Annotated in this window: 14 protein-coding genes; 10 read left to right on the forward strand and 4 right to left on the reverse strand. The window is 60.0% G+C overall.

Annotation, left to right across the window (positions count from 1 at the left end; translation table 11 throughout):
• Window positions 1-280: 280 nt before the first annotated feature.
• The 7 genes from AC3A5O_RS08680 to AC3A5O_RS08710 all read left to right on the forward strand — a co-directional run bounded on the left by AC3A5O_RS08680 (window position 281) and on the right by AC3A5O_RS08710 (window position 7,808).
• Entirely contained in the window at window positions 281-1,333 is a 1,053-nt protein-coding gene (locus tag AC3A5O_RS08680; protein ID WP_487753107.1) for a Gfo/Idh/MocA family protein, read from the forward strand.
• A gap of 142 nt (window positions 1,334-1,475) precedes the next feature.
• Window positions 1,476-1,628, forward strand: a complete 153-nt coding sequence (locus AC3A5O_RS08685) for a hypothetical protein (RefSeq protein ID WP_163006706.1) — start codon at window positions 1,476-1,478, stop codon at window positions 1,626-1,628.
• Between the two features lie 51 nt (window positions 1,629-1,679).
• Window positions 1,680-2,606: a sugar ABC transporter substrate-binding protein gene (locus tag AC3A5O_RS08690; RefSeq protein ID WP_305467479.1), complete on the forward strand. Its 927-nt coding sequence runs from the start codon at window positions 1,680-1,682 to the stop codon at window positions 2,604-2,606.
• A gap of 74 nt (window positions 2,607-2,680) precedes the next feature.
• Window positions 2,681-4,234: a sugar ABC transporter ATP-binding protein gene (locus tag AC3A5O_RS08695; RefSeq protein ID WP_122565852.1), complete on the forward strand. Its 1,554-nt coding sequence runs from the start codon at window positions 2,681-2,683 to the stop codon at window positions 4,232-4,234.
• Window positions 4,235-4,268: 34 nt separating this feature from the next.
• Window positions 4,269-5,291: an ABC transporter permease gene (locus tag AC3A5O_RS08700; RefSeq protein ID WP_122565851.1), complete on the forward strand. Its 1,023-nt coding sequence runs from the start codon at window positions 4,269-4,271 to the stop codon at window positions 5,289-5,291.
• 328 nt (window positions 5,292-5,619) lie between these two features.
• On the forward strand, window positions 5,620-6,024 hold the full coding sequence (locus tag AC3A5O_RS08705; RefSeq protein WP_003202859.1) for a TraR/DksA family transcriptional regulator: 405 nt from the start codon (window positions 5,620-5,622) through the stop codon (window positions 6,022-6,024).
• A 560-nt stretch (window positions 6,025-6,584) separates the two neighbouring features.
• Complete coding sequence (locus AC3A5O_RS08710) at window positions 6,585-7,808, forward strand: methyl-accepting chemotaxis protein (protein ID WP_436278766.1); 1,224 nt, start codon at window positions 6,585-6,587, stop codon at window positions 7,806-7,808.
• A 173-nt stretch (window positions 7,809-7,981) separates the two neighbouring features.
• On the opposite strand, the gene AC3A5O_RS08715 is transcribed toward AC3A5O_RS08710, so the two are convergent.
• The 3 genes from AC3A5O_RS08715 to AC3A5O_RS08725 all read right to left on the reverse strand — a co-directional run bounded on the left by AC3A5O_RS08715 (window position 7,982) and on the right by AC3A5O_RS08725 (window position 8,903).
• On the reverse strand, window positions 7,982-8,218 hold the full coding sequence (locus tag AC3A5O_RS08715; protein ID WP_122565849.1) for a DUF2789 family protein: 237 nt from the start codon (window positions 8,216-8,218) through the stop codon (window positions 7,982-7,984).
• Between the two features lie 87 nt (window positions 8,219-8,305).
• Window positions 8,306-8,536, reverse strand: a complete 231-nt coding sequence (locus AC3A5O_RS08720) for a hypothetical protein (RefSeq protein ID WP_122565848.1) — start codon at window positions 8,534-8,536, stop codon at window positions 8,306-8,308.
• Window positions 8,537-8,666: 130 nt separating this feature from the next.
• Window positions 8,667-8,903, reverse strand: coding sequence for a hypothetical protein (locus AC3A5O_RS08725; RefSeq protein ID WP_122565847.1), 237 nt, complete (start codon window positions 8,901-8,903; stop codon window positions 8,667-8,669).
• A 427-nt stretch (window positions 8,904-9,330) separates the two neighbouring features.
• Between AC3A5O_RS08725 and AC3A5O_RS08730 the strand changes: the two genes are divergently transcribed.
• From AC3A5O_RS08730 to AC3A5O_RS08740, 3 genes are all read left to right on the forward strand, one after another.
• Window positions 9,331-9,780 carry a hypothetical protein gene (locus AC3A5O_RS08730; RefSeq protein WP_305467476.1) on the forward strand — a complete coding sequence of 150 codons (450 nt, stop codon included), beginning with the start codon at window positions 9,331-9,333 and terminating at the stop codon, window positions 9,778-9,780.
• 151 nt (window positions 9,781-9,931) lie between these two features.
• On the forward strand, window positions 9,932-10,942 hold the full coding sequence (locus AC3A5O_RS08735) for an ABC transporter substrate-binding protein (RefSeq protein ID WP_122565846.1): 1,011 nt from the start codon (window positions 9,932-9,934) through the stop codon (window positions 10,940-10,942).
• A gap of 299 nt (window positions 10,943-11,241) precedes the next feature.
• Window positions 11,242-11,679 (forward strand): DUF3995 domain-containing protein, encoded by a 438-nt coding sequence (locus tag AC3A5O_RS08740; protein ID WP_122565845.1) that lies wholly within the window; start codon window positions 11,242-11,244, stop codon window positions 11,677-11,679.
• Between the two features lie 125 nt (window positions 11,680-11,804).
• On the opposite strand, the gene AC3A5O_RS08745 is transcribed toward AC3A5O_RS08740, so the two are convergent.
• Window positions 11,805-12,209: a hypothetical protein gene (locus AC3A5O_RS08745; protein WP_487753108.1), complete on the reverse strand. Its 405-nt coding sequence runs from the start codon at window positions 12,207-12,209 to the stop codon at window positions 11,805-11,807.
• Window positions 12,210-12,347 lie beyond the last annotated feature (138 nt).

Raw genomic sequence — 12,347 nt, forward strand, 5'->3', positions numbered from 1 at the left:
GCTTGCTCGCGATAGCGGTGGGTCAGTCAACATAATGCAAGCTGATCCGACGCCATCGCGAGCAAGCTCGCTCCCACAGGGGCGCGCGGATGCTTCAGTTTCGCGGGCAAGCCCTACATACAGTCGACCGCGTTGCCTCTGAAGGTACTCGGTCAAATTGTGGGAGCGAGCTTGCTCGCGATAGCGGTGGGTCAGTCAACATAATGCAAGCTGATCCGACGCCATCGCGAGCAAGCTCGCTCCCACAAGGGGCGGCGTTATATTCAAACAAGGAGCTTTCATGCGAATCGGACTAGTGGGCTACGGCAAGGGTGGGCGGTTCTTTCATGCGCCGCTGATCAGCAGTCTGCCGGGGGCTACATTCGTCGGCGTGGTGACCCGGTCCGCCGAGCGCCGCCAACAACTGGCCAGCGATCACCCGCAGGCCCAGGCCTTCGACACCCTCGAACAGTTGGTGGCGGCCGGTGTCAATGCGGTGGTGGTGTCCACGCCTTTGGACGGTCGCCCGGCCATTGTGCTGCAGGCCATCGAACTCGGCGTGGCGGTGGTCAGCGACAAACCGTTCGCCCCCGACGCCGCGCAGGCCGAGGCAATGGTGTTGGCTGCCGAACGTCGCAACGTGCCCTTGAGCGTGTACCAGAACCGCCGCTGGGATTCGGATTTCCTGACCCTGCGCAAATTGCTGGCCTCCGGCGCCCTCGGGCAAGTCATTCGTTTTGAGTCGAGTGTCGAGCGTTATTCGCCAAGCTCGGTGGGCAAAGGCAGCGGTGGCGGGTTCCTGCGGGATTTGGGCAGCCACCTGGTTGACCAGGCGCTACAACTGTTCGGGCCGGTGGTGCGGGTTTACGCCGAACTGGATTACCGGCAGCCCGGCCAGGTGTTCGACAACGGCTTCTTCATGTCCTTGTCCCATGCCAGTGGCGTGATCTCTCATTTGAGCGGCAATTGCGTGCAAAACGCAGCGCGCCCGCGCTTTCGGGTCAACGGCAGCCAGGGTTGCTACACCGTCGAAGGCCTGGATGGGCAAGAGGCCCAGGCACTGGCCGGGTTGAGCCCGGCGACCGAGGGCGAACGCTGGGGGGCTGAAGAACATCGACGCTGGGGCTGGTTCGAACACGGCACCGAGCGCGAGCGGGTGACCTCGGAACGTGGCTGCTGGCTGGCGTTCTACCAACACTTGCAAACCGCGTTGCAGGGCGCTGGCCCGCTGCCGGTGGAAGCCCGTGATGCACTGGCGACCACACGCATCCTCGACGCGGCCAGGCAGAGTGCCGAGCAGGGCGAAGTGGTGCGTTTGTCCATGTCTGTAGGGCATGGAATAAAAAACGAATAAAATTCTAAAATGAGTTGATATGGAAAATATTTTCCAATAAAGTCGAATCCAGGTTACCGACAACCCTGTCTGCCTCCCGCCAAGCCAACCTTGAACGGACGACAGACGAAACAAAAACAAGAAACACAGCTAGGTACCGTCGATGAAAACCTTCAGCCGTTCTGCGTTTCACCTGCCACGTCTGCCGCACCTGTCCGCAGTACTTCCCCTGTTCGAATCCCTGTGTATCCAGCGCAACGGCGCCGTGGTCTGTTGCATGCCCGGCGCGCCCATCGTGCGCTTGCCCCGTTCCTGATCCGTCACGCCTTATCCATAAAACCAACAAAAAAGTGGAGAAAGACCGTTCATGAAGACCAAGACCCGTATCGCCTCGCTGGCCCTGTCGTTGATGCTCACCAGCGGCGCTGCCCTGGCGGACCTGAAAATCGGCGTCAGCATGTCCCAGTTCGATGACACCTGGTTGACCTACCTGCGCGAATCCATGGACAAGAAAGCCAAGTCCCTGCCGGACGGCGTCACCCTGCAGTTCGAAGATGCGCGCAGTGACGTGGTCAAGCAACTGAGCCAGGTGGAAAGCTTCATCAGCCAGAAGGTCGATGCGCTCATCGTCAACCCGGTGGACACCGCCGCGACTCAGCGCATCACCAAGGCCGCGGTGGCTGCCGGCATCCCCCTGGTCTACGTCAACCGCCGCCCGGACGAACCGAAGTTGCCGGAAGGGGTGGTCACCGTCGCCTCCGACGACCTCGAAGCCGGGCACATGCAGATGCAATACCTGGCCGACAAGATGGGCGGCAAGGGCAACATCGTCATCTTGCTGGGTGACCTGGCCAACAACTCCACCACCAACCGCACCAAGGGCGTCAAGGACGTGCTGGCCAAGTACCCGGGCATCAAGATTGAACAGGAACAGACTGGCACCTGGTCGCGGGACAAGGGCATGACCCTGGTCAACGACTGGCTGACCCAGGGCCGCGACTTCCAGGCCGTGGTGTCCAACAACGACGAGATGGCCATCGGCGCCGCCATGGCCCTCAAGCAAGCAGGCACCAAGAAAGGCAGCGTATTGATTGCCGGGGTCGATGGCACGCCGGACGGTTTGAACGCCATCAAGAAAGGCCAAATGGCGGTCTCGGTGTTCCAGGACGCCAAGGGCCAGGCCGATGGCTCCATCGACACAGCGGTGAAAATGGTCAAGAAGCAGCCGGTCGAGCAGGCCGTCTGGGTGCCGTACCGCCTGATCACGCCGGAAAACGTCGATCAGTTCAAGTGACGTTCAACCCGGTCCCACCACAACAATAAGCAGGCAAGGTTGCCACGCCGACCTTGCCGAGGGAGTACCTGATCATGTTCGCTTCAGCGACTGCTTCGAGCGCCCCGGCCATGACTTTCCAGCCGGATGTATCACTTGATGAGCCGTACCTGCTGGAAGTCGTCAATGTCAGCAAGGGCTTTCCCGGTGTGGTGGCCCTGTCCGATGTCCAATTGCGGGTGCGCCCTGGCTCCGTGCTGGCCCTGATGGGCGAGAACGGGGCGGGCAAATCCACCTTGATGAAGATCATCGCCGGCATCTACCAGCCGGACGCCGGCGAACTGCGCCTGCGCGGCAAGCCGGTGACGTTCGACACGCCGCTGGCGGCGTTGCAGGCCGGCATCGCGATGATCCATCAGGAACTGAACCTGATGCCTCACATGAGCATCGCCGAAAACATCTGGATCGGCCGCGAGCAGCTCAACGGCCTGCACATGGTCGACCATGGCGAGATGCACCGCTGCACCGCCCGGCTGCTGGAGCGCCTGCGCATCAATCTCGATCCCGAGGAGCAGGTGGGCAACCTGAGCATCGCCGAGCGGCAGATGGTGGAGATTGCCAAGGCCGTCTCGTATGACTCCGACATCCTGATCATGGACGAGCCGACCTCGGCCATCACCGAGACCGAAGTCGCCCACCTGTTCTCGATCATTGCCGACCTCAAGTCCCAGGGTAAGGGGATCATCTACATCACCCATAAGATGAACGAAGTGTTCGCCATCGCCGATGAAGTGGCGGTGTTTCGCGATGGCGCCTACATCGGCCTGCAACGAGCCGACAGCATGGACGGCGACAGCCTGATCTCGATGATGGTCGGGCGCGAGTTGAGCCAGTTGTTCCCAGAGCGTGAGGCCCCCATCGGTGAGTTGGTGCTGTCGGTGCGCGACCTGAGCCTGGACGGTATCTTCAAAGGCGTGTCCTTCGACCTGCATGCCGGCGAAATCCTCGGCATCGCTGGCTTGATGGGCTCGGGCCGGACCAACGTGGCCGAGGCGATTTTCGGCGTGACCCCGAGCACCGGCGGCGAAATCCTGCTGGACGGCCAACCGGTGCGCATCACCGACCCGCACATGGCCATCGAGAAGGGCTTCGCGCTGTTGACCGAAGATCGCAAGCTCAGCGGCCTGTTTCCGTGCCTGTCGGTGCTGGAAAACATGGAAATGGCCGTGCTGCCCCATTACGTCGGCAACGGCTTCATCCAGCAGAAAGCCCTGCGCGCCCTGTGTGAAGACATGTGCAAGAAGTTGCGGGTCAAGACCCCGTCGCTGGAACAGTGCATCGACACCTTGTCCGGTGGCAACCAGCAGAAAGCGCTGCTGGCGCGCTGGCTGATGACCAACCCGCGCATCCTGATTCTCGACGAACCGACCCGCGGCATCGACGTCGGCGCCAAGGCCGAGATCTATCGGCTGATTGCCTACCTCGCCAGCGAAGGTATGGCGGTGATCATGATTTCCTCGGAACTGCCGGAAGTGTTGGGTATGAGCGACCGGGTCATGGTGATGCACGAAGGTGACCTGATGGGCACCCTCGACCGCAGCGAAGCGACCCAGGAACGAGTGATGCAACTGGCCTCGGGCCTGTCCTGATGCCCGTCAGTCCAGATAAAAAAGGTAAGTGGCTATGAACGCGATATTGGAAAACAAACCCGCAGCAGCACCGACCCGGTCTCGGCGGCGGCTGCCGACGGAGCTGAGTATCTTTCTGGTGCTGATCGGCATCGGCCTGGTGTTCGAAATGTTTGGCTGGATCATGCGTGACCAGAGTTTCCTGATGAACTCCCAGCGCCTGGTGTTGATGATTCTGCAAGTGTCGATCATCGGCCTGCTGGCCATCGGCGTGACCCAGGTGATCATCACCACCGGTATCGACCTGTCGTCGGGCTCGGTGCTGGCGCTGTCGGCGATGATTGCCGCCAGCCTGGCCCAGACCTCGGACTTCGCCCGGGCGGTATTTCCCTCGTTGACGGACTTGCCGGTGTGGATACCGGTGGTGGCGGGGCTCGGGGTGGGGCTGCTGGCCGGGGCGATCAACGGCAGCATCATCGCCATGACCGGCATCCCGCCGTTTATCGCCACCCTCGGCATGATGGTCTCGGCCCGTGGCCTGGCGCGCTACTACACCGAAGGGCAGCCGGTGAGCATGTTGTCCGATTCCTACACCGCCATCGGCCATGGCGCCATGCCGGTGATCATCTTCCTGGTGGTGGCGGTGATCTTCCACATCGCCCTGCGCTACACCAAGTACGGCAAGTACACCTACGCCATCGGCGGCAACATGCAGGCGGCGCGCACATCGGGCATCAACGTCAAGCGCCACCTGGTGATCGTCTACAGCATCGCCGGGTTGCTGGCGGGCTTGGCTGGCGTGGTGGCTTCGGCACGGGCGGCGACCGGGCAAGCGGGCATGGGTATGTCCTATGAGCTGGACGCGATTGCGGCGGCGGTGATCGGCGGCACCAGCCTGGCTGGCGGGGTGGGGCGCATCACCGGGACCGTGATCGGCGCGCTGATTCTCGGGGTGATGGCCAGCGGCTTTACCTTCGTCGGTGTCGATGCCTACATCCAAGACATCATCAAGGGCTTGATCATCGTGGTGGCGGTGGTCATCGACCAGTACCGCAACAAGCGCAAACTCAAGCGCTGATCCCCCCGAGGTTGCGACAAAGCGCCACGCCTGACCCGCGTGGCGTTGCCATTTGTCTTCTTAATACAGCTATTACACCGAATTTCTTGTTATAAACGCACTCCGATGACTGCTAAAAGCCTGTCAGAGAACATTTGAGGGGGTTGTCGGACATTTTCCCTATGTTTTCAGTTGCTGAGGCCTCGACTCGGCCTTAGACTGCCGCCCCTCGTAAATTGAGTGCCGGGTGGCGCTTGGAATAAACGGCGCCTTTCCCGATGAGCGTGGCAGCTGCGCTGCGGGACGCTCCATAATTCGCCTTAATGCACGTTTTTTTATAGAGAAATCAATGACAAAGGAAAAGTTGCTGGCCATGCCGGCGGATGACTACATGAATGCCGAGCAGCTGGCTTTCTTCACCAAGCTGTTGCAGAACATGAAGGTCGAAACCCACGAGCGCATCGAACAGAACCGAATCGCCATTGAGAGCCTGGACACCCCGGCCGACCCGGCGGACGCTGCTTCCGTAGAAGAAGAGCGTACCTGGCTGGTCAACGCCATCGATCGCGACCAGCGCATGCTGCCTCAACTGGAGCAGGCCCTGGACCGCATCAACGACGACAGCTTCGGCTGGTGCGACGACAGCGGCGAGCCGATCGGCCTCAAGCGCCTGCTGATCAGCCCGACCACCAAGTACTGCATCGAAGCCCAGGAACGTCACGAACAGATCGACAAGCACCAGCGTCAGGCCTGATTCGCGTTTTCCGAAAAAAGATCGCGACCTTTTGACGAAGGCCGCGATCTTTTGCTTTCGCCCGTGCGCGTTCGTCTGCTCCCGTTGATCTGCTGCAAGAACACGACTAATGGACCATGGATAATGGCTCGGTAGTGGCGTTTAATGCGGTCATAACAACGAGAGTGTGGGTGACGAACATGGCGACAGACGGAACGCTGGCGGGTGCGGTGCCGGCCTCGGTACCCGAAACGAAAGGCGCGGCGCGCTGGTTGACGCCGACCTTGCAGAGTCTCGCCCTGGCCTTGCTGCTGTGCGGCATGGCTTTGGGCGGCTGGTCGCTGTACCTGGGCCTGCCGCTGGTCATGCTCATCGTCTGGTTGCCGCGCCTGCGTTCGCGCGTGGCCGCGTCAGCCGCACCCACTACCGACACGTTGGCCGAGCTGACCCGCGACCTGTCCTACACCACCAGCCATAACGCGCTGTCGGCAGCCGGTGTCGCCTATTCGGTCAAGCAACTGGCCGGCAAGGTCCAGTCCCAACTCGATGCGGCGGCGCAGATCGTCAGCAATGCCGAGTCGATGATCGCCACTGAACAAGCCACTTCGCAACTTAGCCAGCAGGCCCTCGGCGCCGCTAGCGAGGCCCATCGCAGCAGCGTAGCCGGGCGCAGCGAATTGGTGGAGTCCATCAGCCGCATGCACCAGCTCAGCCAGCGCGCCAATGACAGCCGTGAGTTGATCGAGGCCTTGAGCGTGCGCAGTGATGAAATCCAGCGGGTCAGCCTGGTGATCCAATCGATTGCCAGCCAGACCAACCTGCTGGCGCTGAACGCGGCCATCGAGGCGGCCCGGGCCGGTGAGCATGGCCGTGGGTTCGCGGTGGTGGCCGATGAGGTCCGCGGCCTGGCCGGGCGCACCGCCGCGGCGACCGGCGAAGTCGGGGTGATGGTGGCCGACATCCAGCAGCGCACGACCCAGGTGGTGGAGCAGATTCGTCAACTGGCCGCTGACCTGGACAGCGGCGTGCAGCAGGTCGAGCACACCGGCCAGCACTTGGAAAACATCGCCCGGCTCGCCGCCGGCGTCGAAACCCAGGTCAGTGCCATCGCCCAAGGCACCGACACCAATCGCGAACAACTCGACAGCCTGTTCCATGCGATCGAGCAGATGCGCAGCGACCTGTCCATCAGCGACCAGCAGACCCAGCGTCTGGCCGAGGCGGCGGTGCAGATGGAAGGCCAGGCCGAAACCATCAGCGAACGCCTGGCCGAGGTAGGGCTCGATGATTATCACCAACGGGTCTACGACCTGGCGCGGGAAGGGGCGAGCCAGATCGCCGCGCAGTTCGAGGCCGACATCGACCAGGGTCGTGTCAGCCTGGAGGACCTGTTCGACCGTAACTACCAGCCGATCCCCAATACCCAACCGGCCAAATTCCAGACCCGTTTCGACCGCTACACCGACCAGGTCCTGCCGGCGATTCAGGAACCGTTGCTGGCCCGCCACGAGGGCCTTGTGTTTGCGATTGCCTGCACCCAGCAGGGTTATGTGCCGACCCACAATAAGGTCTTCAGCCAGCCGCTGACTGGCGATCCCCAAGTGGATACGCTAAATAACCGCACCAAGCGCAAATTCTCCGATCGCACCGGGATTCGCTGCGGCAGCCACCAGCAGCCGGTGCTGCTCCAGACCTACACCCGGGATACGGGGGAGTTGATGCACGATCTTTCCGTACCGATCATGCTCAAGGGGCGGCATTGGGGTGGTTTGCGCTTGGGCTACAAACCCGAGAAGCCACGCTAGGTTTTATAGCACCGAGTGGCAAAGGCGCTTTTGTGGCGAGGGAATTATCTGTGGGAGCAAGGCTTGCCCGCGATGAAGGCGACGCGGTTTCATGAGGGATCGAGGCGCCTGTATCGCGAGCAAGCTTTGCTCCCACCAATCCCCTGGCCACAGGGCACTCATGGTTCCTGGCGTTACTTACCGTCGTGTAGGCGCACGTTCAGTTGATCCACCACCACCGCTTCTTCGCCGTCGGCGCGCATCCATTCCTTGAGCAGGACTCTCTGGTGTTCCTCCCAAAAATCGGCATCCACCAGCTTGATCTCCGGCGCCAGCGGGTGGGCCATGATGAAGTCGTCGATGGCTTTGTCGTCCGAGGGCAGGCCCAGTTGGTCGAAAAGGGTAGTGAGTTCGTAGGATGGTTGTTCCATGGGGGACTCCTTTGAGCGGGCGCCGTCATGGCGCCTCGGTTGCCTCTCTTTATCTGAGGCAAGCGATCATCAGGAGTTCGATTGGAATCAGGCTTTCAAGGCGCCTTCATCCACAGCGGTCTTCAACGCCCTGGCCGCTTCCCTGGCAGCCTCAGCCGCGAGCTGCGAAGTCTTGAACCAGCGATCCTTTTCCACTTGGTGGCAAGTGACGGTGGTCAACGGTGGCTTGGCACGCATCACGATGACGGCCTGGAACTCGCCTTCGACTTCTCTGGCCTCGCCCCGGATAAAAAACTCGCCAATATCAAATTCCGTCACGTCGCGCCTGCTCCTCGAAACCATTGTGGGTGCGCGATCCGCCGATGAACGACGGACTTCGCTGGGCGGGCAGTATGGCAGCAGTTGCCCGTCGGTGGCTGAGTTAAGTCATGGACGGGCAAATAGGCGGTCAGGCGCTGTGTTCCAGACGCCTGGCCAGGTAGCAGGCCTCGTTATGGTCGGTTCGGAATCCTCTTACACGTCCAGTCGATGTTTCTTCTATGTGAAAAAAACACTTGCCGGCCAAGACGACTCGATAACGCGGTTGAATCAACGAAATTGGCAGGCAATCGACCCCATCAATGCCGTTGGCTGTTTCAACGATGCAAGGTGCGACGGGGTGGGGCAGGGTGGTAAAAGTGGCCATAATGAATTCCTTTTCATGGTTTACCGACGAATTGCCGGGTACTTCGAGTAGTCTCCACGCCTTCCGCTGCTCTAGAATCGGCAGCGTCGTGTGGACGGTTGCGCCTATCTAAAGCAATTTTTTTTGGGCTCGATGTCAGAAAAATGCTTTTTTAAGTGAGAAATTTCCCTAAAGTTAGTCGTCCCAACTTTTCCGATGCTCAGAGTGGCGTTTTCCTTCAGCCTCTGGCGACCCCCCGGGAAAGACGGCGAGAGCGGCAACCTTTAGTCTGCTCTCGGCCCGGGACAGGGCGCGCCGTTCATTTCGAATTTCAGTGACAGGTCCATTACGACACTACAGTCGGTACGGGTTCTCGTGGTCCGTCCTTTGCGCAGGGCGGGTCTTTTTCAAAAATGGGGATGTTTCCTTGGCAGTAAGTAATCTCGACATGCATGCGTTATTTGTACTTGGTGACCTGCGGGCAAAACTGGTCAAGCAATTCCAGTCACGTTTCGTCTACATCACTGAGCAGACCGCCGAAGGTATTTATGTCGCCGAAATCGACACCGAGTCGGCCCTGGTGGTCGATGACAAGCCCAGGCTCGAGCTCAAGGTCGGTGATCATTTTCGCGCGGCAGTATTGCCCAGCCGCGAAGGTGGCAAGTTTGAAATCCGTTTTCGCGAAATCAAGCTGACGGTCTATGGCATTGGCGATTACGCCTTCGTCACGACCCCTGGTGGCCATGCCATCCTGTTCAAGGAAGGCCACAGCGTGGTGACCGTGTTCGCGGCCAACGAACAGTTGCAGGAAGGCTTGACCAAGACCTTGAAGGCGGTCACCGCCAAGGCCGCCAAGTGGCGCAAGGGCGAACTGGTGACTTTCAAGGCCAGTGAGTGACCGTTTCAGAGCCTGTGCGCCCAAACCGCTGACAGTTTCGCAAGGCCTCGCTGGAACCTCGGCTACAGTCAATTGACTGAATTATTCAAGGCTTGCGTTCGGTTACGCAGGGCCGTTCAGCGATTGCTGTATCTGGCATGAGGTGCAAAGCATGAAACGAGTTCGACAGTGGCTGGCCGCCTGGGCCACCTTCGCTGTGTTGGTTTCACCCCTTCCGGTGTCGGCCGCCACAGCGCCGATCCACTTTGCCGACTTGAACTGGGAAAGTGGCAGCCTGATCACCGATATCCTGCGAGTCATCGTCGAAAAGGGCTATGGATTGCAGACCGATACCTTGCCCGGGACCACCATTACCCTGGAAACCGCCCTGGCCAATAACGACATCCAGGTGATCGGTGAGGAATGGGCCGGCCGCAGCCCGGTGTGGGTCAAGGCCGAGGCCGAAGGCAAGGTGGTCGCCTTGGGCGATACGGTCAAAGGCGCGACCGAAGGCTGGTGGGTGCCCGAGTACGTCATCAAGGGCGATCCGGCCAAGGGCATCAAGCCCTTGGCGCCGGACCTGCGCAGTGTCGAGGACCTGGCGCGCTACAAGCACGTGTTCAAGGACCCGGAGAGCCCCGACAAGGGCCGCTTCCTCAACAGCCCTATCGGCTGGACCTCCGAGGTGGTCAACAAACAGAAGCTCAAGGCGTATGGCTTGTCTGACAGCTACGTGAATTTTCGCAGCGGCTCGGGGGCGGCGCTGGATGCGGAAATCAGCTCGACGATCCGCCGGGGCAAGCCAATCCTGTTTTACTACTGGTCGCCCACGCCGCTGCTCGGGCGCTTCAAGCTGGTGCAGTTGCAAGAACCGCCGTTCGATGCCGAGGCCTGGAAGACCCTGACCGACGCCGATAACCCCAACCCGAAGCCGACCCGTTCACTGGCCTCGAAGCTGTCGATCGGTGTCTCCGTGCCCTTCCAGAAGCAATACCCGGACATTGCCGAGTTCTTCAGCAAGGTCGACTTGCCCATCGAGCCGTTGAACAAGGCCCTGGCCGACATGAGCGAGAAGCGCACGCCACCCCGTGAAGCCGCCGAGGCGTTCCTTAAGGCCCACCCTGAGGTCTGGCAGGCCTGGTTGCCCAAGGAGGTCGCCGACAAGGTGTCCGCCGGTCTCTAGTGTCCTGTATCACAAATACTGTTCCTTTTTGACGGCGTCTGTTGTCGTCATGCTGGGTTGCCGCTCCTCGCCATAGCGGGCTATGACTCGTCGCGGCGCCTTGCCTGACGACAACAGCCACTCGCCAAAAAAGAAACGTATTTGCGAAACAGGATACTAGGACGGCGCGCATGCCAGCGGGTTGAACGCTTGATCCTGGGCAATGAATCATTCACTGGAAACTGGCAACCTGCGCCCGTCCAGCAAAATGCCAAATTCGAGCTAGGATGATTGTTCAACCTTTTTCAGGAGGCTGGCGAATGACGCTTTTCTTGGCTCGGTCGCTGGTCGCAGTGTTTGCGACCATCAGCTTGATTCATTTGTATTGGGCCCTCGGCGGGCGGTGGGCGGCCCTGGCGGTGGTCCCCCAGGTACCGGTGAAGCAAGGGGAGGCGCTGCGACCGGCGTTCGACCCCTCGGGCTGGCTGACTTTGCTGGTGGCCCTGGCACTGCTGATGATTGCACTGCTGGTGTGCCTGCGGGTCGGCCTGCTGGCGCAGCCGGTCACCCACCGGGCGTTGCAGTGGCTGATCAGTGCGATCGCCTTGCTGATGTTCGCCCGGGCCATTGGCGAGTCGGAGCTGGTGGGTTTCTTCAAGGAGGTCAAGGGCTCGACTTTCGCCAGGCTCGACACCTGGGTCTATTCGCCGTTGTGCGTGGTGCTTGGGGCTGGGTTGCTGACGGTGGCGTGGGCCTGAGTTTCCAACTCACCCAGGGCTGCATGTAATTGCAGACAAACCCAGCCAACCGCAATCTTTGTGGCCAGGGAGCTTGCTCCCGCTGGGCTGCGCAGCAGCTTCAAAAAGGCCGAACACAAGTCAGCCTATCCGCCATAACAGTTCTCATAAATGGCTTTGGCTTTCCACCGGTCCGTATCCGTAAATTCATTCAGCATCGCAAAATGTCCCACCATCAGATCGTTGCAAACAAAAACCTTTTTTATGGATTGATCATGCTGGTAAGTGCAAATGCTGCCAAAACTATGGTTTCCTCTTGCAACCCCAACAGGGAAGTCATAGATGTCAGAGCAGTCTTTTATGGCGCCTGAGTAGCCTTTGCGCTTCAAGCTTTTATTGAATGCTTCTGTGCGCTCGATCATTACTTTTGGATCTTCTATAGTCCTCACAACCGACGCATTCTCCTTCCACTCGATTTCTCGAGAAAAAACGCCAGTGGAAAACCCTGAAAGCATCAAAAAAGCAACCAAAAAGAATGATTTTTTCTCCATTGATCTTCCTCTGAGAGACTATCTTGCTAGGCAATTTTCCATGCTGTGCCTGAAGTGGAATGCGCCCTCTTTGGCCCCAAGATCCATGTAGTAGGGGCCGCTACCTTTAATGTCCACTATGAGTTGATGTGCTTCGGG

Source organism: Pseudomonas sp. Soil_N_39 (assembly GCF_057655955.1).

What these genes read in the sequence shown, in the direction of transcription:
- AC3A5O_RS08680 (WP_487753107.1), top strand. Translation starts at nt 281, where the DNA reads ATGCGAATCGGACTAGTGGGCTACGGCAAGGGTGGGCGGTTCTTTCAT.
- AC3A5O_RS08685 (WP_163006706.1), top strand. Translation starts at nt 1,476, where the DNA reads ATGAAAACCTTCAGCCGTTCTGCGTTTCACCTGCCACGTCTGCCGCAC.
- AC3A5O_RS08690 (WP_305467479.1), top strand. Translation starts at nt 1,680, where the DNA reads ATGAAGACCAAGACCCGTATCGCCTCGCTGGCCCTGTCGTTGATGCTC.
- AC3A5O_RS08695 (WP_122565852.1), top strand. Translation starts at nt 2,681, where the DNA reads ATGTTCGCTTCAGCGACTGCTTCGAGCGCCCCGGCCATGACTTTCCAG.
- AC3A5O_RS08700 (WP_122565851.1), top strand. Translation starts at nt 4,269, where the DNA reads ATGAACGCGATATTGGAAAACAAACCCGCAGCAGCACCGACCCGGTCT.
- AC3A5O_RS08705 (WP_003202859.1), top strand. Translation starts at nt 5,620, where the DNA reads ATGACAAAGGAAAAGTTGCTGGCCATGCCGGCGGATGACTACATGAAT.
- AC3A5O_RS08710 (WP_436278766.1), top strand. Translation starts at nt 6,585, where the DNA reads ATGATCGCCACTGAACAAGCCACTTCGCAACTTAGCCAGCAGGCCCTC.
- AC3A5O_RS08715 (WP_122565849.1), bottom strand. Translation starts at nt 8,218, where the DNA reads ATGGAACAACCATCCTACGAACTCACTACCCTTTTCGACCAACTGGGC.
- AC3A5O_RS08725 (WP_122565847.1), bottom strand. Translation starts at nt 8,903, where the DNA reads ATGGCCACTTTTACCACCCTGCCCCACCCCGTCGCACCTTGCATCGTT.
- AC3A5O_RS08730 (WP_305467476.1), top strand. Translation starts at nt 9,331, where the DNA reads ATGCATGCGTTATTTGTACTTGGTGACCTGCGGGCAAAACTGGTCAAG.
- AC3A5O_RS08735 (WP_122565846.1), top strand. Translation starts at nt 9,932, where the DNA reads ATGAAACGAGTTCGACAGTGGCTGGCCGCCTGGGCCACCTTCGCTGTG.
- AC3A5O_RS08740 (WP_122565845.1), top strand. Translation starts at nt 11,242, where the DNA reads ATGACGCTTTTCTTGGCTCGGTCGCTGGTCGCAGTGTTTGCGACCATC.
- AC3A5O_RS08745 (WP_487753108.1), bottom strand. Translation starts at nt 12,209, where the DNA reads ATGGAGAAAAAATCATTCTTTTTGGTTGCTTTTTTGATGCTTTCAGGG.